Genomic DNA, 21,753 nt, shown 5'->3' with positions numbered 1-21,753 from the left:
GAGCGGAGATCCAGCTCGATGATGGCCATCACAGAGCCGGATCTTCCGGCCATCAAACAGCCTGCTCGGTAACAACGAGAAGCGCCGCGCCCGCGAGCACCGCGGTCTCGATCGCCTCGCACGCGCCGCCCGCAGCAGCCAGGCATTCCTCCGCATCGTGGCCGAGCGCGGCGGCAACGTCGGCAGCGCGATCGCCCGGCTGCTGCAACTGCTCGACGCCGTCGGCGCTGCCGCACCCTTTTTCAGGACCACCTGTGCCCACGCCGAGCCGTGGGTCGACGCCGCCCCGCGCCCAGCATCGTCGACCACGGCGAGAGCCGCAAGGGACCATGCCTATGGCGATGGTCGGGCGCTTACGTCTCGCCGCCATTGCCGGTGCCCTGCCGTCGCTCTCGCATCGCACGGCAAGCCTATGTCCCTGGCCTGCTCGACGTCAGGATGCGCTCTGCCGAACGGATACCCCGATGACCCTGCGAAAAACGCCGTCAGGTGGCCCCATGCCCCTGCGAACTGGCAGATTTCCGTCCAGGCGCAAGCGTAGGAGGGTCGCATGCGGCCCAAGAATCGGTCGCTGCGGTATTCCAACGAAGACCCGTTTAGGATAAGCTATTGTAGCGTGAACCGATGGCCCAGAAGGCTAACGTTCACGATCAATGTAAAACTCTGCCCGCTCTGCCGAGAATGCGCCATTTGAGAGGGAGGATGACCCATGTTGGGCGAGCGTTATGTGGTTAGAACAGGCGACAGCCTTTGGCGAATTGCGAGTGAGACACTCGGCGACGGTGGACAATGGCCTCGTATTTGGCGGTACAACAATCGCCGTGAAGTGATCGCCGTTACCGGAAGCGGACTACCCAATCCCGATCTCATTCGGCTTGGTCAAACCCTTCTCATTCCCGTGCTTCCAGGGGCAGCAAAGTCAATACCCAGGTGCTCCATGCACACCCGCCCCAAAGCAAGCCTGTCGTCCGGCTCACGGCAGGCCACAACGTTTTTACCGAAATCATCACAATATTTGCCACCACTCAGCTCCTACTTGCTAATGAACCAACTGGCCAGCATGAATTCGCCTATATCTATCAAATACCGACTTGAAGATTTGCCGAGCCATGAAATCGACGTCGGCACCGCCGTCATCATCGAACGCACGAACGGCGACATTTTCCTCATGACCAAGAAGTCGTACCCTGCCATCTACGTGACTCAGCGTAAGCAGATCGAGCTTCAGGTCACAGACGAGGCCAATCAGAATTTTGGAAAGCTGATCGGCGACAAACGCTACATATTCGATCCGGAAAGAAAAATTGTAACGTTTCGCTCGATGCTTGTCAGCCAGAGCAATGCTCCGGACACCGTAGCAACAGCTTTCGGCGTCGAGATGTCGTCTGAAAGTCCGATTCCGACATTGCGTGTTGAAATACGCCTTCCGAAGGTCCTCGAGGGTTCCATCGGCGTTTTCCGCTATTGTGCCGCGAACGTGAGCATTTCACTTCAGATCACGCCGAGGCCGCAATTTCCGCGGCCGGGGCCGCAGCCGCCCGGGTTTCCTTTGCCGCTGCCGCTCCTGCTGCCTCCAGTCGATTGGGATGGTGTCATGGGGAGAGGGCTCGTTGCGGCTGGGAGCGCTATCATTGTTGGCAGCATAATCGAAGATTTTTTTACAATGGGTATCGGCGTTGCGGACGACGTCCCTTCATTTGCCGCTGGCGGTACGATGATAGCCCGAGGTATGATGATGATCCAAGGGGCATCTATGGCTCTCCCACGCGCCGTAGCACCGGCCAACCTGTCGCTGAGAACTACGGTGAGTACGACACGGGCGGCGCCCTGAAACTCAGGCCGCACCGCTGAATCGATCGCGGCTACGCGTTGTCCTATATTCGACTTTCGATCGTTCCGCGACAGATTTGAAGGACACGGCACGAGAAGAGCCGGTCGCTCACAAAAGGAGCGTGAGAGACAACCTTATGCTTCATCAACCGTGCTACTCCTGCCACCTTTTCTTTCTCGATCCCGTGAGCGTTCTGCGACTTGCCGACCCCCGCCTAGCCGATGGGCTTCACGTCCTCCCTGCGCTCGACGAAGAAGCACGTCGCCAGGTCGCTCATCTTCGCCTTCAGCATCTTCGGGGATACCGAAGTGGCTCGATTGACGACACGCCGCCTGCCCGTGCTCCTGCGAAAAATTTCCCAGTGAGTGACGATCATCTGCAACTTGCGCACTTGCGACAGCACGTTCGGCGATCAGGTGCTCGCCAGCGCAGCCATGGCCGGCTGCTCCATGACGTCCACGTTCTCGTCCTGGAGGGCGATTTGTACCGGGAACCCTCCGCCGTGCCGGCGACGCGGCTCGCGGAGGCATCCGAGGAGAGCAAGATATGTGCGCATCGAGAGGATGCGCACGAGTCAGTTGGCCGACGGATCACCAGGGTCGTCATCGCGAAGCTGACGGTGCTCGCCATTGAAGATTTGCTTGCCCGGCCCAGGCGCAGTCCATGAGGCCGAGCCTTGACGCTTTGGAGCGCCAAGACGATGCGCTCTACTGCTGAGCGGCAGCGTATGAAATCATTCCCATCGAACCGGAGCCGGTCGTAGCTCGCTCACAGTGCTAGAGGACCGATCAGTTTGATTTTGTGGTAATCCCGAGCGCTTCGATGGAAGGCTCGACGGCCTCGCCGGGCCATGATCTCGTCCGCGCCTGGAGGTGCACGGATGGAACGATGGTTGCCGCCGGTGGAGCTGTCGCGGCAGGAACAGGCGCTCATGAAACGGTTGAATCGGGTGCGAGCCCTGTTCGGCTTTCTCAGGCTGCACCGGCACGAGCTATTCGACGAGACGTTCCAGGAGCAGCTGGAGAGCATGTACCGGACCACGGGAGCAGGTGAGCCGCCGCATCCGCCGGCGCTGATGTGCATGGTCACGCTGCTCCAAGGCTACGTCGGCGCATCAGATGCCGAGGCGGTGGAGCTGTCGATCGTCGACCTTCGCTGGCAGATGGTGCTCGGTTGCCTGGGGGCGGCCACGCCCGCGTTCGCGCAGGGCGCGCTGCAGGCGTTCCGAGAGCGGATGGTCGAGCATGAGATGGACCGGATGCTGCTGGAGCGGACCGTGGCGCTCGTTCGGTCGGGCGCGATGACGGAGAGCGAGAAGCGGGCGGTGTCCAAAGCGCTGCGCGTGGCCATCGATAGCCGCCCTTTAGCGGGAGCCGGGCGGGTTGATGTTACCGAGCAGGCTGTTTGATGGCCGGAAGATCCGGCTCTGTGATGGCCATCATCGAGCTGGATCTCCGCTCACCGCGATTGCAGCGAGGCGATGCGTCGGGTGACTGCGGCGGTCGCAGAGCGCCGGCGCTCTCAGTCGATGCGGAGGGGGAGGCGGTCATCGCCGTCGAGGACGGCGTGATAGCGAGCGAGAGCGTCGTCGAGCCGATCGAGGTAGTGGAGCACGACGTCGACGGCGTAGAGGCGAGGGCAAAGCGGATCCGGGTCGCCCGGGTAGCGCGCGGTGAGCGCGTCGCGGGCGAGCGCGAGGGCCGCGACGAGGGCGGCGGCTGCGCTGCCCGCGGCGTCGCCGCGCCGCGTGTCCCCCTCGGCCAAGGGGACGGGGTTCATCCGGCCTCCTCTGCGTCCAGCTGCAGGATGCGGCTCAGGATGTCGCGCTCGACGAGCTTGCGCTTCTTGCGCGCAGCGGCGCGGAGCGCGGCGGTGGTGAGTCGATCGGTGTCGCGCAGGCTGCCAGCGGCCGCCTCGTGCAGCATCGCGATCGCGTCCGAGGTGAAGAGCTCTTTCGTGCAGCCGACTCGGCCGAGACGTACACGCAGATAGTCGGCCGTATCGTCCGGCGTGAGCGGGTCGATGGTCAATCGGTAATGGAGGCGTGAATACAGGGATCGATTGCGGCGCACGCGGAGCCGCTCGCCGAGCTCGGGCAAGCCAAGCAACACGAGCGAAAGCAATGCGCGGCTATCCCAGGCGTAATTAAGGAGTATGTGAAGATGATCGAGTGTGTCCTGATGAAGTAGATGGGCCTCATCGAGGACGAAAACCGGAAATACGCGCTCCTTCGCGAGTTCCTCGACGTGCGTGCTGACCGCGTAGAAGACGTCTCCAGCGGTGCTGCAGCGCGCGAGACCGAGGGCCAGACAGAGCTGGCGATAGAAGTCCCGGCGTCCAAGGGTCACGTTGGCGCAGTAGGTCAAGCGAAACGTCTGCGGCGAAAGGGCATGACGGAGCGCGCGGAGCAGACACGTCTTGCCGACGCCGGGGTCACCGGCGAGCAGCACGCTCTTTCTGGCGTGCACCGCCTCGATGAGCGTCTCGAGGAGCATCTGCTTGGACGGGGGGAGCCAAAGCTCGCCGTCTTCGACCTCCTTGGAAAATGGCTCTGCGGTGAAGCTGAAGTAGCTGCAGAAGTCCATGGTCATCCCTCCTCGTCACCGCGAGGCGTCCGTCCGAGAGCCTTGTCCAGGAGCGTTTTCGGCGGGTCGAAGGGGACGCGCGCCTCGTGAGCGACATCGAGGTTGCAGGCCGGTCGCGGCCGCTGGGCGTTCTTCACCGGATCTACCCGGTGCAGGGCGAAGCGTTTGCCCTCGTGTTCGATCCAGGGCGGCTCGTTCGGCGTGACGAGGCACCTCGACACTGTGACGAGGTGGCCGGCGAGGAAGCCGAGATCGGTCTCCCAGTCCTCCCCATCCATCGAGAGCGTGCTGTCACGCCGCACGCGCCGGCGGGCCTGGGTCGTGAGCGCGTCGCGCAGCTTCCGCTCGTCGAGGTCGTCGGTGACGTGGGGATACTTCTCGTAGACCTGCGCGGGGCACTTGCCGAAGAGCGCCGCGTGCGGTGTGCGGTGGTAGTGCTCGTCGATCCATGCGTAGAGCCGGACGTTGAGGTCGTGGAGCGACCCGAGCGCTCCGATGAAGTCCAGGCACCTCCCGCGCAACGTCCTCCAGAAGCGCTCCATCTTGCCGCGCGCGGGGGCGTCGTACGGGCGGGCGTGGATCAGGGTGGTGCCGAGTCGCTCGCACGCAAGGTGCAAGGTGTGCCCGCGGTAGGTCGAGCCGTTGTCCAGGTAGAGGGCGTCGGGAGCGCCGTGCTTGCGCAGCGCCCGGATGAAGAGCGCCAGCATGTCGACCTCCCGCTCGGCGCTCATCGCCTCGATCGCGAGGATGTACCGGGAGGCGTCGTCGAGCAGCGCGTGGATCCGCACCGGCGCCGGGCTGCCGTTAACGAGGATCGGCGATGCGTGACACACATCGCCGTGCCACAGGGCGCCGGGGTGCTCGGCCTGCCAGCGCAGCCGCACCTTGCCGCCCGTGCGATCGCGCAGCGCGATGCGATCGAGGCTGTGTTCGGCGTACAGCCGTCGCACCGTGGTGGCGGAGATGGCGTCTTTGTCGAGCCGGCCCGCCGCGATCAGGGTGTCGAGGATGAGCGAGACCGAGGCGCTCGGGTGCTCCTCTCGGATATCGAGCAGCATCCGTCGTTGCTCGGGGGTGAGCTCACGCGCCCGGCCTTTGTCCCTACGGGGCTTGGGGCGCAACCCTTCGAGGCCTTCCGCCTTGTACGCGTAATACCAGCGCTCGAGCGTGGGGACGGAGTATGTGCGCGGAGAATGGGCGCGCGGTGGGCGAAACCGCTGCTTGCTCAGGTCGGCGAGCGCTTCGGCGAGCTCTCCGCGGTCGAGCTCGCGGTGCATGAGCGAGCCGATGATCTCGCTGCGATAGAGCGCTACCGCTTCCGATTGGTCCTTCGGCTGGAGGGGGTCTTGCACGTCGTGTCCTTTCCGCGCCGGTGACACCGCACCGGCCGCACAGCCATCCAAGCGCAAGGCGCTCCGCCGACCGAGGATCCAACCGGGTGGGGTCCGACATGAGCCCGGCGAGCGGGCCTGTTGCCATCACGCAGCCCGCGCGGCGCCCGCCATGACGGCGGCCTCGGGGACCTCGGCCGCAAAAGGCGCCATCGCGACGAGCGTCATCGCGGCCCGCTCGGCCCGCTGCCGCAGCGATGAAGCGAGGGGACTGGGGCGGACCGCCGCAAAGAGGTGCCCCTGGTCGATGGCGCGTAGCCAGCGCCGCACGGTCACCCAGCTGTCAGCATCGAAGCTGGCGGACCAAGGGCTGACGCGCCGCCGCACATCGATGAGCGCTGCACCGGCGACGCCGACGAGCAGCAGGGCCAGACCGATCGCCGTCGCGGCGAAGTGCCGTCGCGGCGCGACGCCCCGCGGAACGACCGTGATCGCGGCGCTGCAATGGCGGCATCGATAGCGGCGCGCCTCGATCGTGACGAGCCCGCCGCGCTCGCCGGCAGCCAGCGGCCCGCGCACCTGCCGCGACCGCGTTCCGTGACCCCACAGCCCCAACCCGCCCCCCAGCGGGCACCCCGCCGCGCCGCAACGGGGGCAGCGGGCTGGCCGCGCGCGCTCTACGGTGGGCGGGGAACCGAGCCAGCCTTTGACATCGAGGTCCAAATGGACGATCTGTTGAGGGCTCCGCTCTTTCAAGCGATTCGGAGCACGACGGGAGGGGGCACGCGGCCAAACGAGCTCCTCCCGTCGCCTATTTTGTGGCCGGCGCCGCGCCGATGCTCCGCTCCTGCCGCTGACCTACTCCGTTCGTTGCGCCGACGGACGAGGAGTCGTGCTGGTAATTTTCGAGAGGCGAACGGAATGTGCGCTCCCTCTTTTCCTGTGCTCCTGGATTCGACCAACGCGAGCATGCTCAGGAGTAGCTACGCTGAGAATTTTATCGGACTCGGCGCAATGCATGGCCGGGGAGCCCCCTGGCAGCTTGCTGCCCTCGGACACCCCCGTCATCGCACCTGATCCGCCTCGGTGATGGTGTTCTCCGGTGGGTCGAGCACCCTGCCATCAAAGAGCTGGATCGACAGGCGCACCATCGGCATCAACGACGGTGCTCAGTAACAGTTGAGGACACGATCAAGCTGCTCGGCCATGCAGCACGCAGCATCGTCCGCGTCGTGTCGAAGATCACGGAGCGCCCGCCCGAGGAGATCTGTCGCAAGGCGGGCATCCCGCTGCTTCTGGCTCCCAGCATCAAGGCCGGGCTCGATCTCGATTGGAGCGACCCGAGACAGAAGGCGGCGGCGATTCAGATCCTGGAGCGGCAGGTCTCGTCCCTGCAGCAGTGGGTGGACCGCCATCTGGACGACGTTGTCGAGCAGCCGCTCCGCTTCTATCTGGATGCGGTCACACAGGTTCGGGACCAAGACCTGGAAACGGCTGAGGATGGGACCGTTCGCATCCGTCAAGGTGTTGCAGCTGACCGCCGTGTCTCCATCGAGGACGCCGAGATGCGCCACGGAAGAAAGAGCCGCTCGAAGAGGTTCGATGGCTACAAGGAACATATCGCACGCGACCTGGACCTTCCCGTCATCGTCGCCTGCGCTGTCACGCCAGCGAATCGCCCCGAAGAAGAGGGGGCCGCACCGATCGCCAAGGACATCCAACGTCAGCGGCTGTGCCTCGGCGAGCTCCATATCGATCGCGCCTATGTGAACAGTCCCGTCGTTGACGACGTGATACGCGACGGTGGCCAGGTGTTCTCGAAGCCTTGGGGACAGCGTGCTCGCAGACCCAACCTGTTCAGCAAGCGCGACTTCAAGATCGACCTGCGCACCAAGACGATCACCTGTCCGGCGGGACAGGTCGAGGTATTCGAGCCGGGCGACACCGTCGAGTTTGATCCTGAGGAGTGCGGCGCGTGCCCCCTCCGAGCCAGGTGCACCCAAGCCGCCTCGGGACGGGGACGGACCGTGTCCATCGCGGAGGACGAGGCTTTGCAGCGCAAATTCCGGAAGCTACAGCAGACGGGGGCAGGTCGCGCCGTGCTCCGCCAGCGGGTGGCTGTGGAGCATGCGCTCGCCCACATCGCGGCACGAAAGGGCCACACTGCACGCTACATCGGCGCCAGGAGAAATCTGTTCGACCTCCGGCGCGCAGCAGCGATCCAGAATCTCGAGGCGGCCCAACGCCTGATGCAGCAGGCAGCGTAACCTACCGTAATTTAATCGTTTTCAATGTGTTCGCCGCTCTAGAGCGCGAGACGTTTCGAGCCCCGCGCGCGGTCACTCCAGGAGCTACGAGTGTCGTCATCGACGCGGCCGAGCTGGCGAAGATCCTCGAGGGCATCGCGCTCACGCCTTCGAAGCTGCGGCGAGACGTGCGCGTCTGCCAGGTGGCTCCGCCTCCAGGCTCGTGATCTCATCCGACCTGTCCCGGCTCTGTCGGGCATCGCGCGCGCTGCATTGCATCGAGAGCCCTTCTTTTTCCTGCAACAACCCTCTTCAAAAAGCAAAAAGTCACGAGTACTTACCACCTCGTGAGCAAGCCGCTCGAAGAGCAGATTCATGAGCTGAAGGGCAAGCTGGCGCGCGCCGCGCACGAGCGCGACGAGTACCGCAAGCTCTACGAGCTCGCCAGCATCGAGCTGGAGCGGGTTCGCCGCCACATCTTCGGCCAGAAGGCCGAGCATGTCGACCCTGGGCAGATGCAGCTCGCCTTCGACGCCATCGTCCAGATGCTCGCGGGGGCAGCGGCGCTCCCCGACTCCGGCACCGCGAGCACGCCTGAAGGCGACGGCGCTGCGCCAGGAGGCGGCTCTGGGGGCAACGGCAAGGGGCGCAGGAGCACCCCGCACGGACGGCAGAAGTTGCCCGAGCACCTGCCAGTCGAGCGGATCGAGCTGCTGCCGCCGGAGGTGCGCGATGAGCGCGCCGCCGAGATGGTCCGCATCGGCGAAGAGGTGTCCGAGACGCTGGAGTGGAGGCCCGCGAGCTTCGTGCGGCTTCAAATCGTGCGACCCAAGTTTGCCACCAGGGGCGAGCCCGAGGCCGGCGTCGTCATCGCGGATGTAGCCGACAGCCCCGTGCCCCGCTCGCTGGCCGGGCCAGGGCTGCTCGCGCACGTGCTGGTGAGCAAGTATGGCGATCATCTGCCGCTGCATCGGCAGGAGAAGATCTACGAGCGCCAAGGGGTACACCTGGCGCGCTCGACGCTCTGCGGCTGGGTCAGCTCGTGCGCCGAGGTGCTGGGGTATCTGGTCGCCGCCATGGCCAAGGACGCGCTCTCCGCCCATTGCATCGCCATCGACGCCACGGGAGTGCTCGTCCAGGCCAAGGACAAGTGCCGGCGTGGACACTTCTGGGTGCTCGTGGCCGACCGAGACCACGTGCTCTTCCGCTTCACGCCGCGTCACAACCAGGATGGCCCCAAGCAGTTTCTTCGCGGGTACAAGGGCTACGTCCAGGCCAACGCATCGAGCGTCTACGAGGAGCTGTTCCGGACCGAGCAGGTCACCGAGGTCGGCTGCTGGGCCCATTGCCGCCGGCGCTTCTTTGAAGCGATGTCCTCGGACCGGGAGCGTGCGATGACGGCGCTCGGCTTCATTCACCAGCTCTTCGCCATCGACAAGACGACCAAGGACCTGGCTCCCGGTCGCCGCACCGAGCAGCGCCGAAGCCATGCCCAACCCGTGCTCGATGCCTTCCGCGCGTGGCTCGACAGCGAGGAGCTGCTCGTGCTGCCCAGGAGCCCCATCGCTGGCGCCATCGGGTATGCGCGCAACCAGTGGCCCGCGCTCATCCGCTTCCTTGAGGATGGGCGGCTCCGCCTGGACAACAATCGCAGCGAGCTGGAGCTCCGCAGAGAGGCACTCGGGCGTAAAAACTGGATCTTCGTAGGCAGCGACGACGGGGCGGAGTGGAACGCCGTCATCGTGTCGCTGATCGCCTCCTGCGCCCTGCACCAGATTGACCCCTGGGCCTACCTGCGCGACGTGCTGATCCTGTTGCCGAGCTGGCCGCGCGATCGGGTCCTCGAGCTCGCTCCCAAGTCCTGGAAGCAGACCCTCGAGAACACCGACGCTCGGCAGCGGCTCGCTGTCAGCCCGTGGAAGGCGCCGGTCACGCTGGCCGCGTGAGCGCATCGAAGCCTGCTCTGCGCCACGGGTAGCGTCCGGCGACGTCGCGCTGGGCGTGGGCTCCGCTCGCCGGCGTTGCCGCGACGACGCCGTCTCTGCGCCATCGATCGCGGCGGACGCGCTCGACTTGCCGAGGCGCCGCCTTCGCACGCCGGCGTCACCGGTCCCGCGCTTCGCCGGCGTCGCCTTGGGGTCCGTCAGTCCGGTCTCGCCGCCATTGCCGGTGCCCTGCCGTCGCTCTCGCATCGCACGGCAAGCCTATGTCCCTGGCCTGCTCGACGTCAGAATGCGCTCTGCCGAACGGATACGACGGATGGGGGCGCCCGCGTGGGAAGGGCTTTTCTGAGCCGACGCAACCGTGCTCAGAGAGGGCGGCGATGAAGATCTTGAGGCGCTGCGCGTAATGCGTACACCGCGGCGCCCCGGAGTCGTCCTCCCGGGTTGCGCAGGCGGAGCGAGCACTCTCCTTGATGGCCAGCCTCGTAGAGCGGAACCCTTCACCCTCATGCACCATGCTCGATGCGGCGGGCTGCGGCATCAATCTGGGCGCGCGGTCATAGGCATGCTGGCGATCGCGACGGAGCTGTAATCCGTACCATCGCCGATTCGCTCGGGCATGGTCCAGGAGGTGCAGTTGTTCATTGGCATCGCAATGCAGCGTGCGTGATGGATGGTCCCCGCTGTACCGGTTGCGTGAGTGGAAGAGTCAAGCACATAGGCAAGCTCAACGAATGCCTTATTCGGCGCGCCAGCACCCACACCGCGAGTCAACGCTGGAGATCCGACAATATGGATATCGGGAACTGGCTCTTCCGGGAAAGACCAGCTGTCATCATCCGGGTTGAAGAAACTCGTGAAGAGCCTTCCCGCTGTCTCGCTAGAATTCGATCGGTAGGCGACCACGGCGCGCCCATGGTCAAGCGTAGTGAGCGCGACCTGCTGATCCGTAGTGTGCCCCCCCCTCCAGGTCAACTCGCTCCAAGTCGACGTTCGTGCTGTGTACTGCTTCGTGTGGATCACCCCTCCAGCATCAACGAAGACCACTAGCAAATCGGCGGTTTCGTCGCGAAGCGCTGCAATTGTGGGTGGAACGGATCCCGAACTCTTACCGAGCGTCTCTGCGTCTCTTAATCCAAGTCCAGAGGGTTTTATTTTCACCTGAACCAGGTAGTAACCATCTTTTGAAGTCGTGAACGCTACCGCCCTATCACCTGACGACAGCACTGCGACATCAGGTGCTAGTTCTATCTGATCCGATACCTCCGACACCGTGTCAGGCATGCCCCATGCTTTCGGCGAGAAGTCCCTCAGTTGGTACTCAGAGTTACTAGACAGATACGCAGCACTTACAGAATCGTCATTTGAGTCAATCGCTGGCCACGCTTTAATTGCTACATGTCCATTACCCTGATATAAAGGCATCCTACCAGCCGGACGCCATCCGGTTGTGTATTCCCATTGCACAGAGTAAAGGATAGAACTACTCGCATCCTTGCTGTCACGAACCAACCCAATCCCGTGCTCTCGGTTAAGGGCCACTGCCACTCGGCTCGTTGTCTGCGTACCGCTGATCGTCATCGGTGTCCAACCATCCCCGGGGTGATAGTGGGCGCCGAGTATGTTGGGCGCCCCACCGATGAGCAGTAACGTGTCCTTTTGGCAGACCCTGTTATCGCCTGCCTTCGAGCAAAACGCCCCAGCAACACATTGACTATCGACGCTACAACTTGTCGGACAGGCTTGATTCGCACAGACGTACAGATCGCAGTGCGTTGATTCACCCGCGACGCACGCCCCCATGCTATCACAATGTCCTGCTGCAATCGCGGCATTGGCACCGATGTCACACGTTGCTGCCGGACCACATCGATGCCCCATAGTCTCGAATCTGTTCACTGGACATTCGGCATTCATGCCATCACATTGCTCGGCAACGTCGCATTCGTTTTCGGCTGCGCGACACTGGCGGGTGCTCGGGAGGTGAGAACACGTTCCTTTCGGATTCTCATTGCATGCCACACAATCATTTGGATCTCCGCCACCGCATTCCTCGTCGCAACAAACACCGTCGACGCAAAGCATTTCACCGCATTGCGTATCGCGACTACACACATGGCCGAGCACGAACAGCCTAGTACAAGCGCCCTCTTCGCACGTATAAGGTCTACAATCTTCGATGGCGTGTTCGCATTTACCTATCCCATTACAGGTATAGGCATGCTCGAGCATGAACCCGTTATCTTGGCATTTCGCTGGATTACCGCACGGGGTGGGGCTCGGGTAGTATTCGCACTTCTTGCCTCCATCACAATAGCCTGTTTGACCGCACGAGGACGGTTCATTCCGCTCGCACTCGTCCGCCGGATCTAGGCCACGCGCGACGGGCCCGCAGAATCCGTCTTGCCCTGTGCCCCGGAGCGCCTGCGTGCAGGCCTCGCAGGTGCCGGTGCATGTGTCATTGCAGCAAACGTCATCCATGCAGACAAGTCCATGCTCACACTCTGTGTCTACGTCACATGGCTGTCCCTGCGGCCTCTTCGGCAAACATATTCCTTCTTGGCAGATTCCGGTTTCGCAATCATTGTTGTTGATGCATTTCTTGCCAACATCACACTTCGCATCACAGGATCCACCGCAATTGACATCCGTTTCGTTCCCACTCTGGCGGTCGTCTATGCTGCAGCAGAATGCGCCCTCGTTCAGCACGTTGTTGCAATTATCATCCTCCGAGTTACATTCTTCTGGAGTGTCCGTTGCAACAGGAATACACCTAATTTTCCCCTCTTGGCTGTCGCACCTGATTACACCATTTTTGCATTTGGCAGGAAGGCCAGTGTCACATTCCGCTCCAACACCCGGCACATCGTCCGTTTCACCATCACAATCGTTATCTTTGCCGTCGCAGGTCTCCAACCTGGGCAGCACATCGTCCACGCAGTCGCCCCACCGGCCGCCGACGCATTGCTGCCTTCCATAGGCGCACAGGCCTTTGCCGACAGTTCCCTCTGGCCCGCCGTAACAGAACTGCTCATCTCCGTCATTGCAAGAATACCCCTCGTCTACTTCGCCATCGCAGTCATCGTCCAGGCCATCGCGGGTCTCTTTGCTAGGGATGACAGCGTCGGTGCACTGTCCCCAGACCCCGTTCTGACAGCGCTGATGTCCCCCGCGGCAGAGGCCTTTCTCCTGTCCCAGCGTGTCCTGCGAAGCTGGATAGCACAACTTCTCGTCATCACCGCTGCACGGGCATTCCTCTTCGTCAATGGCACCGTCACAGTCGTTGTCTATCCCGTCTCCACACTGGTCGCGATCTGCCCCGGCAAGCGGCGGGCAAGTCGCGGGCAGACCCAGCTGGTCGCACGCATTGACTAGCATCCAGCAAGCGCCTTTATTCTTATGACATTCGAGAGGCTCCAGCTGAGTTTCACTGAAGCTGTTGCACGGGTTGTCCTTGAAATCCGGGTCGACTCCCAGGATATCCGCACAACTCGGCACCACGCCCAGGATGAGCAGCATGAGGAGCACGACCGCGCGGTGTGCCTGCCGAACGCGCGAAAGCGTCGTCCGCGCGCCGTGCGACGCCCGCTGGACCGCCTCTGTACCGCGTAGCTCCAACTTCACCATACCCACTTCACCTCACCGACAACCTGTCGCTCCTGCAAGTTCACCTTGAGCTCTGGCTGTTGCGTGGCCCCAACCCACCTCGGCACTTTGCCCACGCGCGCAGCATCCGGCTCGGTCAAAAACAGCACCGCCGCAGTGCCCAGGCCGGCCAAGCCGATACCGAAGCTCACCGTGCTCACCGTGCTCATCGTCCCCGCCAGCTCGGCCGCCTCCTCCCCTTCCCGGTTGCAGAAGCCGTTCTCGCAGTTCTTCTCGATGGTCCGCTTCTGGCTCCATGTTATTGCACCCGTGATCGCGCATGTCACAGCGCCGGCGAGCCCGATGCCTCCCGTGATGTACGCGACGAGCCGTCGCGCTGCGAGACCTTCATCCACGGTGGGCGGCAGCAGCGCAGGAACATGCTCGAGCGGGCGGCTATACCGCCTGGTCTTCGGCTCGTCGCCTGGCTCCGCCACGGTCAGCTCGATCGTGAGCCGCTCCCGCTTGTTCACGAAGAACCGTTTGTCGCGCGGCGGTCCCCCGGGCGGCTCGGTCCTCACCCACTGCGGCCCCGGGTCGACCGGCAGCGGCACCCCCAACACGACCGGCACAGGATCCGGGCTCGCCTCCGACGCCCGCGTCACCTTGGTGCCTACCGGCGCCGTCTCCGGCAACCGGAACGTCACCCATGGGATGTCGGCGTCCAGCTTCTCGCGTCGCTCCAGCGCGAGCTTCTGCCGGTCCGCCTCGTCCTTCTGCTCCGGCGGGGAAAGACGCTCGAAGAGATCAAGGTACTCGTCATAGTGGAGCGCCGCGGTGGCGATGCGCCCCGCCCTCTCTTCACACTCGGCCAGGTGATAGAGCGTCCGCGGCCTCTTCTCTAGCCGGTAGCTCTTGCGGATAGCAGGACACGCTGCGCCGTATCGGCTGGCCTGGAGATCCGCCAGTCCTTTGTCGAGAAGTTCGTCCGCCTCAGTCGCTGCAGCGCTTGACGCCGCCCCAAGCAGCGCAAACCCGAGCAGGGCTGCAATTCCCCTCGGCACACGGCGCCGACGTCGACGTTGAGCGGGAAGAGAGGAGAACGATCGGGCATGCTCCGCGCACATTGAACCGAGATTAACGGAGTCGCCGCGGCGGCAGCAAGAAGGTCGAGCCAGCATCCAATCGATGACAGGTACCCGCCGGGTGATGGCGGCGAGCACTGAACGGTGACGCCTGGAACGTCCTCGACGTTTTGACTACGGAACGCGCGTGCTCCTTGTACCTCAATAGGGGCGCCGTGCAGATCGAGAACTGTTGCTGGTTCGCCGAGCCCATCCTGAGGTCGTCACGAGCGGCCAGCGGACGCTGAGCATCACGAGGCGCTGCATCATCGTGCTAACCTGACGAACTTGTTGATCGATTTGGCGGCGCCGCGACGGCTCCGCAATTTTCTTCCACGCGCCGCGCGCCCGCATATACCATCGTTTATATGCCGTACGCGCCCGGCACCCGGAGGCGCCGGACACCGCTCCGCCGCGTCCTCTGGGCCATGCTGGCAGCCTGCGCTCTCGCCGACTGTGGCTCCTCGCTGCGACCGTTCCGTCTTCTCGTCGAGGTCCACGTCGCCGCGCGGGCGAACCAGAACTCTCCTATCCCCGTGACTCTGCTGGCGATTTATGACCAGAAACTCTTTCAGCAGCTCTCCGAAATGTCGGCGAAGCAGTGGTATGAGCAAAGGGACCAGCTGCGGCGCGATTTTCCGTCCGGGGACGCTTTCACCGAGTGGGAGTGGGAGTTCGTGCCTGGCTACACTCCCCCTCCTGCCGTCGTGGAGATCCCCCGAAACGCGAACGCGCTCGTGTTCGCCAACTACCGGTCGCCCGGACCGCACCGCATCCGCCTCGGTCCCCACCAGCGGATTCGGATCGATCTGGACGGGGAAGACCTCTCCGTGACCACGCTCGAGGCCATGGAGAGCAGCCGATGACCGCCGGTGACGTCCCGCGCAGCCGCTCGTCGTGCGAGGCCCCTCCCGGGCGGCCCTGCTCTTCTCGGGGAGCTCAGGGATGAGGCGCGCCGCAGAGGTGCCCGCAGCCGTCCAGTGGCACGACGGGATGCTGCTGTCGCCGCAGCATTTCCAGGAGTCCGCGCGGCGATCCGAGCGGCTGCTCGACTATCACCTCGGGCAGCTGCACCCGTTCCATTACGGGGTCCATCACCTCGAGATCGACGTCGGGCTGCTCGCGAGCGGAACGCTGCGCGTCCTCGAGCTCGAGGCGGTGCTGCCCGACCACCTCCTCGTCCACCACGCGGCGTGCGACCCCGAGCTTCAGGTCGACCTCAAGCCGCACGCCGCCGAGCTCGCGGCGGGGCCCCTCACGGCGTACCTCGCCGTCCCGAGAGAGCACCTCGGAGGGGCGGCGGTCGGAGGGGAGTTCGCGCGCTACCGTTCGATCGAGGGCGCGCCGATCCCGGACGAGAATACGGGAGAGGAGCCGCTCCCCATCCCGCGCCTGGTCCCGCTCGCGCGGCTCCTGGTCGCGGCTGCGCCCCCCGCCCGCTTCGTGTGCCTGCCCCTGGCGCAGGTGCGGCGCGAGGGCGAGGCATTCGTGCGCACCGAGTACCTGCCGCCCTGCATGGCCGTTCCCCTCGCCTCTCCTCTCGGCATTCTCTGCGGGCAGATCGTTGCTCGGTTGCGCGAGAAGGCGCTGCGGCTCGCCGACAGGCTCAGCGCACACTCATTGACCAAGGAACGCGAGCTCATCGCCGAGCTACGCCGGCAGATCCAGGCGCTCGTCGCGGCGCTGCCGCCGTTCGAGGTCGTGCTGGGCACGGGACGCTCCCACCCTTACGCCGTGTACCTCGGGCTCTCAGCCCTGGTCGGTCAGCTCGCGGCCCTGGCCCGCATGCCCGTCCCGCCGGTGCTGCCTGCGTACCAGCATGACGACCTGCGGACCACCTTCCGAGGCGCACGCGACCATGTCTTCCGGCTGGTCGACGAGGGCATCCTGGAGTCGTTCACGGCGCATCCCTTCGACTTCAGCGAGGGGCGCTACAGGGTGGAGTTCCAACGGCGCTTCGCCAGACAGCCGGTCCTCGTCGCTGCGCGAGGTCGGCGCGGGACGCCGGAGAAGGACGTCATTGCCTGGGTCGAGAGCGCGCTCATCGGCTCGGTCCGCCGCGCACGCGAGATGCAGCAGAGCCGGGTGCTCGGCGTTGGGCGCCGGCGGGTGGATCGGTATGAAGATCTGATCGCGCCGGGAGGGACCGTGCTCTTCCAGCTCGAGGAGGCGAGCCCGTACCTCGATTCGGATGAGCCTCTCCTCGTCTTCAACGCGGGAGATCCCACCGCGGCGGCCGGACCAGCAGAGCTGGTGCTCTACGTGAAGGTAGGCGACGAACGAGCATGACGGCAGGATTCACCACGCCCACGCATGCGCCGCGGAAGGAGGGCGCCGAGCCCCTCCAGGGGAGCCCCGCACACGGCCTCGCAGGAAGCACGCTCCTGCTCGACGCGTTTCACAGCTTCTACGCCGAGGTCGCGCGGCAAAGACAGCTCCTCGCGCTCGCTCACGGGGCGCTCACGCCAGGCGTCGACACGGTGCGGCAACGACTCATCGACTTCCTTGAAACCCAGGCCATCGGGCTCAGCCGAAAGCTCACCAAGCACGAGCTCCGGGCCTACGACGACGCCCAGTACGTAATGACGGCCATGGCGGATGAGATCCTGCTTCGAGCCGATTGGGCCGGCCGGCACGCGTGGACAGAGCGTCCGCTCGAAGCGCACATCTTCCACACGTACGACGCGGGCGAGCGCATCTTCCGTAAGCTCGATGACATCCTCGACGGGCGCGCGACGGCGCCCTCCGCACTCCTGCTCGTCTACCTGGCTGCGCTTGCGCTCGGCTTCCAGGGAAAGTTTCGCGCGCTCGGCAAATACGGCGAGCCCGAGATCTACCGGCAGGAACTCGCGCGACACCTCCAGCGCGTCGATCCTTTCCTGGGCACGCGGCTCACCGAGATCTGCCCCGAGATGCACGCGCACACCCTCGGGAGTGCGCCGCGGAGCCGGCTGCCAGCGCTGCGGCACGGGGTTCTGCCGCTCATCGCAGTTGCGCTCTGCCTGGTGCTCGCCGGCCAGCTGCTCTGGTCCTACCGCGTCTCCGACGTGGTGGAGGCACTCGACCGGATCGAGGGCGCATCGTGAGCTGGTCGTTCGCGGTCGCCCTCGTGCTGCTCGTCGTGGCGCTCGTCGCGCTGGGGCTCTTCCTCCGGGCGCGCCGCAGGCGTCGCACCGTCACGGGAACGACGAGCGACGCCAACATTGAGCGCGAGATGACGCGGCTCTTCGCCGCCGCGCGCGCGGAGCTCGGAGCATCGCCCGAGAAGGTCCCGTGCTTCCTCGTACTAGGTGCTTCCAGAGCCGGAAAATCGACGCTGCTTGCCGGCGCCGGGCTCCGACCGCGGCCGGGCTCGACCGCGCGCCGGCTCGGCGCCCCAGGTAGCTGCCAGCTGTGGCTCTTCGAGCGGGCGATGTTCGTCGAGCCGACGGGAAGCTTGCTGATAAGCGAGCCGCAAGGCGGAGCAGCACCGCACGCATCCGGCTTCGGCGCCGTTCTCGAGGCGATGCGACACGCGCGACCCGAGCGGCCTGTCGACGGCGTGCTCCTCGCGCTCTCCGCCCGCGACCTGCTCGACGACGACGGCGGAGCGCCGGCCCAGCGGCGGCAGGTCGCCCTTCTGCGCCAGCGGCTCGACGAAGCCCGTCGCCTCCTCGAGATGCAGTTTCCTGTCCACCTCACGATCACGCAGAGCGATCGACTCTCCGGGTTTGACCGCTTCGTTCAGGAGCTCGATCCCGAGCTTCGCCAGGCGACCATCGGCTGGGCTCAGCCGGGCGCGCCCTCGTCGGCGAGCTCCGCCGACATCGTCGACGAGGCGTTGAGCAGCGTGAGCACGGCGCTTTCGGTGATGCAGGCACGCCGCATCGCATCGGATCGGCCCTTCGACAAGGGCGTCGAAGCGTACTTCCTCTTCCCCGAAGCACTCTTCGCGCTGCGTGATCCCCTGAGAGCGGCCGTGGAAGAGTTCCTCCGCCCGCAGGATGGCGAAGAGCCGGTCATACTCCGGAGCGTTTCCTGGGTCGGACTGGAAAAGCCCGAGCCCGAGCAGGCCGAGGCGGCTTCGGAAGAGCTGGCGGGGGAGACCGTGCTCTTCGCGCGGGATCTCATCGAGAGGAAAGTGCTCGCAGAGGCAAGCATTGCGTACCCGACCCGCCTCGCGCTGCGGCGGCGAAGCCGCGTCCTGCGCGCGCTGAACTGGGCAACGGTGGCGCTTGCGCTTGTCTACAGCGTCTTCCTCGCGCTCGATGGCAACCGGCTAGAGCGCCACGCCGCGTCGCTTCTCCCCTTCCTCCACGACCTGTCCTCGGATCTGCGCGACATGCAGCTCGCGGACCCGAACAGCGATCCCTCAGGCACGGTGCGCAGGGAGCGGTCCGTCCGGCTGCTCAAAGGGCTCAGCACGATCGAGACCGACCGGCTCCGCTCCATGCTCGTGCCAGGATCGTGGCTCAGCGGCATTGACGAGCGCGTCGCGAGAGCGATCACGACCGCCTACCAGCGGGTGATCCTCGAAGCGTTCCGCGTGGGCCTGGAAGGGAGGACGAGCCCGCTCTTCGCGGATGTCACGCCGCTCCCCCAAGGCGCGGAGATCGCCGCGGCCACCTTGGAGCATACGCCGGAGTACGTCGTCCTCGAGGCATGGCTGCGCGACGTGGCCGCGTTCGAGGGTCAGGTGGCCCGCTTCGACGCGCTCGCGGCCGGACCGCCGAAGGAGCGGTCTGCGGAGGCCGGCGAGGCGCGAATGCTCAGCGTGGCCGATCTGGCAGACGCTCTCTTCCAGCATCGATCGGTGCCCGCGCGCACGACGGCCTACCAGCGGAGCGCGCTGCTCGCCCTCCCGCGCCTCCCTCCCTTTGACCTCGCGGCATACCGCGATGCCGCACACGCCAAGTCCGATCGCCTCTTCGCCCAGCTTTTCAAGCGCGTTTCACGGACACTCGACGAGGACGCGCTGCGGGGCGACGTGGACGCGCTCCTCCGAGGGCTGAAGGACCTCGAGCACGGCGGACCGGAGTACCGAACCGGAGATCTCTCCTCCCTCCACGACGCCATCGTCCGCATCGAGGCACGGCTCGCTGCGCCGACGCTCTCATGGATGGCGGCCGACAAGCTCCCGCCGAACCCCGCGCTCGACCGCCTGCTCGACGCGGTCCGCGCCTCGAAGCTGCTCGGCGCACAAACCTACAACCTCGTGAAGGATGACGGAGAGGGGCGGCTGCTGCTCCTGAAGAGCTACCTCGGTGGCGCAGAAACCGCGCTTTCCGGGCCGTTGCTCGTTCGTAAAGAGGGCGTGGTGCAGCTCGAGCTGTCGCCATTCGTCGCCGCCCTGAAGGCGCCCGCTGCCGTGCTCCTGCGCCAGCGCTTCATGGCGCCGACGGACAACGCCGACCCGGTGCCGGTGAGCCTCAACGACGCCCGCCTGAGCTGGAACGTGGAGGAGCTGAAAGAGGGAGTGAAGTTCCTCAAGGAGTACGAGGCTTTCACGCAGGAGGAGGGGCTCAAGCGCTTCCCGGAGAAGGTACGGGGTACGCTCGGAGAGCTTGCTCGGCGCGAGCTGCGGGACAACGTCCTCGTCGCGGTCGGCAAGGCCGCTCGCCGGGAGATGGCTCCGCCGCCGAGCGAGTCACGGCGCGTCGAAACGGTGCGAACCGACGTCGCGAGCCTCTCGCTGGCGAGCGAGCCGCTCCGGGAAATCCTGGGGTTCGCGGGGCGCCTCGGGCTGGAGGAGGTGCGCGACCGCGTCCGCGCGCTCGTGCGCGGCCAGGGCGCGCACCTGCTGACGCTCGCCAGCCGGGTGCTCGAGGCCGACGGGCTGTACGAGGTGAAGAACGGCACGTTCGTCTGGTGGAGCGGCGAGCGCAGCCCCGCGTTCGAGGCGTTCGGCGTCGCCGAGGGTGACGGGGCGCAGCTCGCGGAGTACGTGGTCGCCCAGCGGGGTCGGGCCGACTCCCTGACCCGCGCGCTCGCCGAGCCGGTCCTCGGCCTGCTGGAGAGCGCCGAGGTCGCGGCCGATGCGCAGTCGGTCAGCGGCCTGGCGCCGTGGCAGCACATCGCAGGGGCGCTCCGCGACTACGAGAGCAAGAAGGCCGGCAACAGCATCGCCGCCCTGGAGCGATTTCTCGTCAGCGACCTCCCTGCGATCACGTTCGAGACCTGCATCGCGCAGCTCGAGCGCGTGCCGGTCGACGTGCGCTCCGATGACTATTTCGCCAAGCGGCGCCGGCGTATCCTCGTCCTGCTTCGTGACCGGTGCGCAACGCTCGCGGAGGACGAAATCCGCACGAAGTACCCGGGCCTGCGCCGCTTCTTTCACCGGGCGCTCGCCGACCGTTTCCCCTTCGCTCGGCTCGATCCGGGCGTGGAGCGGGAGGACGCGAACCCCGACGACGTTCGGCTCTTCCTCCAGAACGCCAGCGACTTCCGCAAGCGTTTCCGGCCCGCGCTGTCGCTGCGCGGCGGCGCCGCCGCCCGGGCCGTCGTGCGCTTCCTCGATCGCACCGAGAAGGTGCGTGAGTTCCTCGCTCCGATGTGGGCGCAGGGAGACTCGACGCTGGACGGCTCGTACGACGTCACAGTCGGCTTTCGCGCCAACCAGGCGCGTGAGGTGGCAGGCAATCAGATCGCCGAGTGGAGCCTTCGCATCGCCGAGGAGCGGCTGTTCTTGGGCGGACCGAAGCCCACGGCGACCTGGCGGATCGGCGACCCGGTCCAGCTCCCGCTCCGATGGGCCAAGAACAGCCCCGACATCCCCTCGGTCGAGCAGAGCGTCGGCACGGTCGCGAAGGAGCGGACGGTGACCTTCGAGGAGCGTGGGCCATGGTCGCTCCTCCGGCTCATCGCCATGCATGCGCACTCCGTCGACGAGACGGAGCTCAAGAAGGAAGACGCCACCGCGAACCTCCTCCAGCTCGTCGTCAATACAATCCCCGACCCGGCGGGCGGCTGGGTCGAGCGAGCCGGTGCGACCGGCGGAGTTGCCCGCGTATTCGTGCGGCTCGGCCTGGTCGGCAAGGAGAAGGACAAGCCTCTCAAGTACCCGGATTTCCCAACGGCCGCTCCGGTGCTCGACACCGAGTAGCGCGGAACAGGCGGACAACGAGTCACC

At 65.4% G+C, this 21,753-nt stretch carries 17 protein-coding genes; 9 read left to right on the top strand and 8 right to left on the bottom strand.

Annotated elements, in window-relative coordinates:
• Positions 1 to 52 precede the first annotated feature (52 nt).
• Positions 53 to 262, bottom strand: coding sequence for a hypothetical protein (locus WME90_RS43150; RefSeq protein WP_437277931.1), 210 nt, complete (start codon positions 260 to 262; stop codon positions 53 to 55).
• 447 nt (positions 263 to 709) lie between these two features.
• On the opposite strand from WME90_RS43150, the gene WME90_RS43145 reads away from it, so the two are divergent.
• The gene (locus WME90_RS43145) at positions 710 to 1,831 is read left to right on the top strand and encodes a LysM peptidoglycan-binding domain-containing protein (RefSeq protein WP_437277930.1); all 1,122 of its coding nucleotides are present in this window, start codon (positions 710 to 712) and stop codon (positions 1,829 to 1,831) included.
• Positions 1,832 to 2,045: 214 nt separating this feature from the next.
• On the opposite strand, the gene WME90_RS43140 is transcribed toward WME90_RS43145, so the two are convergent.
• Positions 2,046 to 2,222: a hypothetical protein gene (locus WME90_RS43140; protein WP_437277929.1), complete on the bottom strand. Its 177-nt coding sequence runs from the start codon at positions 2,220 to 2,222 to the stop codon at positions 2,046 to 2,048.
• A gap of 489 nt (positions 2,223 to 2,711) precedes the next feature.
• Here WME90_RS43140 and WME90_RS43135 point away from each other — a divergent pair, with 489 nt between their 5' ends.
• Positions 2,712 to 3,239, top strand: coding sequence for a transposase (locus WME90_RS43135; RefSeq protein WP_437277928.1), 528 nt, complete (start codon positions 2,712 to 2,714; stop codon positions 3,237 to 3,239).
• Positions 3,240 to 3,352: 113 nt separating this feature from the next.
• Here WME90_RS43135 and WME90_RS43130 read toward each other — a convergent pair whose 3' ends face one another.
• The 4 genes from WME90_RS43130 to WME90_RS43115 all read right to left on the bottom strand — a co-directional run bounded on the left by WME90_RS43130 (position 3,353) and on the right by WME90_RS43115 (position 6,326).
• A complete protein-coding gene (locus tag WME90_RS43130; RefSeq protein ID WP_437277927.1) occupies positions 3,353 to 3,610 on the bottom strand; it encodes a hypothetical protein in 258 nt (85 codons plus the stop codon).
• Positions 3,607 to 4,422, bottom strand: coding sequence for an ExeA family protein (locus WME90_RS43125; protein WP_437277926.1), 816 nt, complete (start codon positions 4,420 to 4,422; stop codon positions 3,607 to 3,609). The genes WME90_RS43130 and WME90_RS43125 overlap by 4 nt, the downstream gene beginning before the upstream one ends.
• Positions 4,419 to 5,768, bottom strand: a complete 1,350-nt coding sequence (locus tag WME90_RS43120) for a helix-turn-helix domain-containing protein (RefSeq protein ID WP_437277925.1) — start codon at positions 5,766 to 5,768, stop codon at positions 4,419 to 4,421. The genes WME90_RS43125 and WME90_RS43120 overlap by 4 nt, the downstream gene beginning before the upstream one ends.
• Positions 5,769 to 5,894: 126 nt before the next feature.
• Positions 5,895 to 6,326, bottom strand: coding sequence for a hypothetical protein (locus WME90_RS43115; protein ID WP_437277924.1), 432 nt, complete (start codon positions 6,324 to 6,326; stop codon positions 5,895 to 5,897).
• 653 nt (positions 6,327 to 6,979) lie between these two features.
• On the opposite strand from WME90_RS43115, the gene WME90_RS43110 reads away from it, so the two are divergent.
• Positions 6,980 to 8,014, top strand: a complete 1,035-nt coding sequence (locus WME90_RS43110) for a transposase (RefSeq protein ID WP_437277923.1) — start codon at positions 6,980 to 6,982, stop codon at positions 8,012 to 8,014.
• Between the two features lie 326 nt (positions 8,015 to 8,340).
• Positions 8,341 to 9,939 carry an IS66 family transposase gene (gene tnpC, locus WME90_RS43105; protein WP_437277922.1) on the top strand — a complete coding sequence of 533 codons (1,599 nt, stop codon included), beginning with the start codon at positions 8,341 to 8,343 and terminating at the stop codon, positions 9,937 to 9,939.
• 537 nt (positions 9,940 to 10,476) lie between these two features.
• Here the strand turns inward: tnpC and WME90_RS43100 are convergent.
• Positions 10,477 to 11,220: a hypothetical protein gene (locus WME90_RS43100; RefSeq protein ID WP_437277921.1), complete on the bottom strand. Its 744-nt coding sequence runs from the start codon at positions 11,218 to 11,220 to the stop codon at positions 10,477 to 10,479.
• Between the two features lie 1,275 nt (positions 11,221 to 12,495).
• On the opposite strand from WME90_RS43100, the gene WME90_RS43095 reads away from it, so the two are divergent.
• Positions 12,496 to 13,311, top strand: a complete 816-nt coding sequence (locus tag WME90_RS43095; RefSeq protein WP_437277920.1) for a hypothetical protein — start codon at positions 12,496 to 12,498, stop codon at positions 13,309 to 13,311.
• Between the two features lie 245 nt (positions 13,312 to 13,556).
• Here the strand turns inward: WME90_RS43095 and WME90_RS43090 are convergent, their stop codons facing one another.
• The gene (locus tag WME90_RS43090) at positions 13,557 to 14,585 is read right to left on the bottom strand and encodes a hypothetical protein (protein ID WP_437277919.1); all 1,029 of its coding nucleotides are present in this window, start codon (positions 14,583 to 14,585) and stop codon (positions 13,557 to 13,559) included.
• A 428-nt stretch (positions 14,586 to 15,013) separates the two neighbouring features.
• Between WME90_RS43090 and WME90_RS43085 the strand changes: the two genes are divergently transcribed.
• The 4 genes from WME90_RS43085 to WME90_RS43070 all read left to right on the top strand — a co-directional run bounded on the left by WME90_RS43085 (position 15,014) and on the right by WME90_RS43070 (position 21,726).
• Positions 15,014 to 15,511, top strand: a complete 498-nt coding sequence (locus WME90_RS43085; RefSeq protein WP_437277918.1) for a hypothetical protein — start codon at positions 15,014 to 15,016, stop codon at positions 15,509 to 15,511.
• Positions 15,512 to 15,590: 79 nt separating this feature from the next.
• The gene (gene tssK, locus WME90_RS43080) at positions 15,591 to 16,934 is read left to right on the top strand and encodes a type VI secretion system baseplate subunit TssK (RefSeq protein ID WP_437277917.1); all 1,344 of its coding nucleotides are present in this window, start codon (positions 15,591 to 15,593) and stop codon (positions 16,932 to 16,934) included.
• A complete protein-coding gene (locus tag WME90_RS43075; protein WP_437277916.1) occupies positions 16,931 to 17,731 on the top strand; it encodes a DotU family type IV/VI secretion system protein in 801 nt (266 codons plus the stop codon). Before tssK ends, WME90_RS43075 begins: the two co-directional genes overlap by 4 nt.
• On the top strand, positions 17,728 to 21,726 hold the full coding sequence (locus WME90_RS43070) for a type VI secretion system protein (protein ID WP_437277915.1): 3,999 nt from the start codon (positions 17,728 to 17,730) through the stop codon (positions 21,724 to 21,726). The genes WME90_RS43075 and WME90_RS43070 overlap by 4 nt, the downstream gene beginning before the upstream one ends.
• The last annotated feature ends 27 nt before the right edge of the window (positions 21,727 to 21,753 follow it).

This window comes from Sorangium sp. So ce375 (assembly GCF_051473855.1).
GTDB lineage: Bacteria > Myxococcota_A > Polyangia > Polyangiales > Polyangiaceae > Sorangium.
The sequence above is the reverse complement of the archived record's forward strand: the minus strand, read 5'-3'. Positions and strand labels throughout refer to the sequence as shown.

What these genes read in the sequence shown, in the direction of transcription:
- WME90_RS43145 (WP_437277930.1), top strand. Translation starts at nt 710, where the DNA reads ATGTTGGGCGAGCGTTATGTGGTTAGAACAGGCGACAGCCTTTGGCGA.
- WME90_RS43135 (WP_437277928.1), top strand. Translation starts at nt 2,712, where the DNA reads ATGGAACGATGGTTGCCGCCGGTGGAGCTGTCGCGGCAGGAACAGGCG.
- WME90_RS43130 (WP_437277927.1), bottom strand. Translation starts at nt 3,610, where the DNA reads ATGAACCCCGTCCCCTTGGCCGAGGGGGACACGCGGCGCGGCGACGCC.
- WME90_RS43125 (WP_437277926.1), bottom strand. Translation starts at nt 4,422, where the DNA reads ATGACCATGGACTTCTGCAGCTACTTCAGCTTCACCGCAGAGCCATTT.
- WME90_RS43100 (WP_437277921.1), bottom strand. Translation starts at nt 11,220, where the DNA reads ATGCCTGACACGGTGTCGGAGGTATCGGATCAGATAGAACTAGCACCT.
- WME90_RS43085 (WP_437277918.1), top strand. Translation starts at nt 15,014, where the DNA reads ATGCCGTACGCGCCCGGCACCCGGAGGCGCCGGACACCGCTCCGCCGC.
- tssK (WP_437277917.1), top strand. Translation starts at nt 15,591, where the DNA reads ATGAGGCGCGCCGCAGAGGTGCCCGCAGCCGTCCAGTGGCACGACGGG.
- WME90_RS43075 (WP_437277916.1), top strand. Translation starts at nt 16,931, where the DNA reads ATGACGGCAGGATTCACCACGCCCACGCATGCGCCGCGGAAGGAGGGC.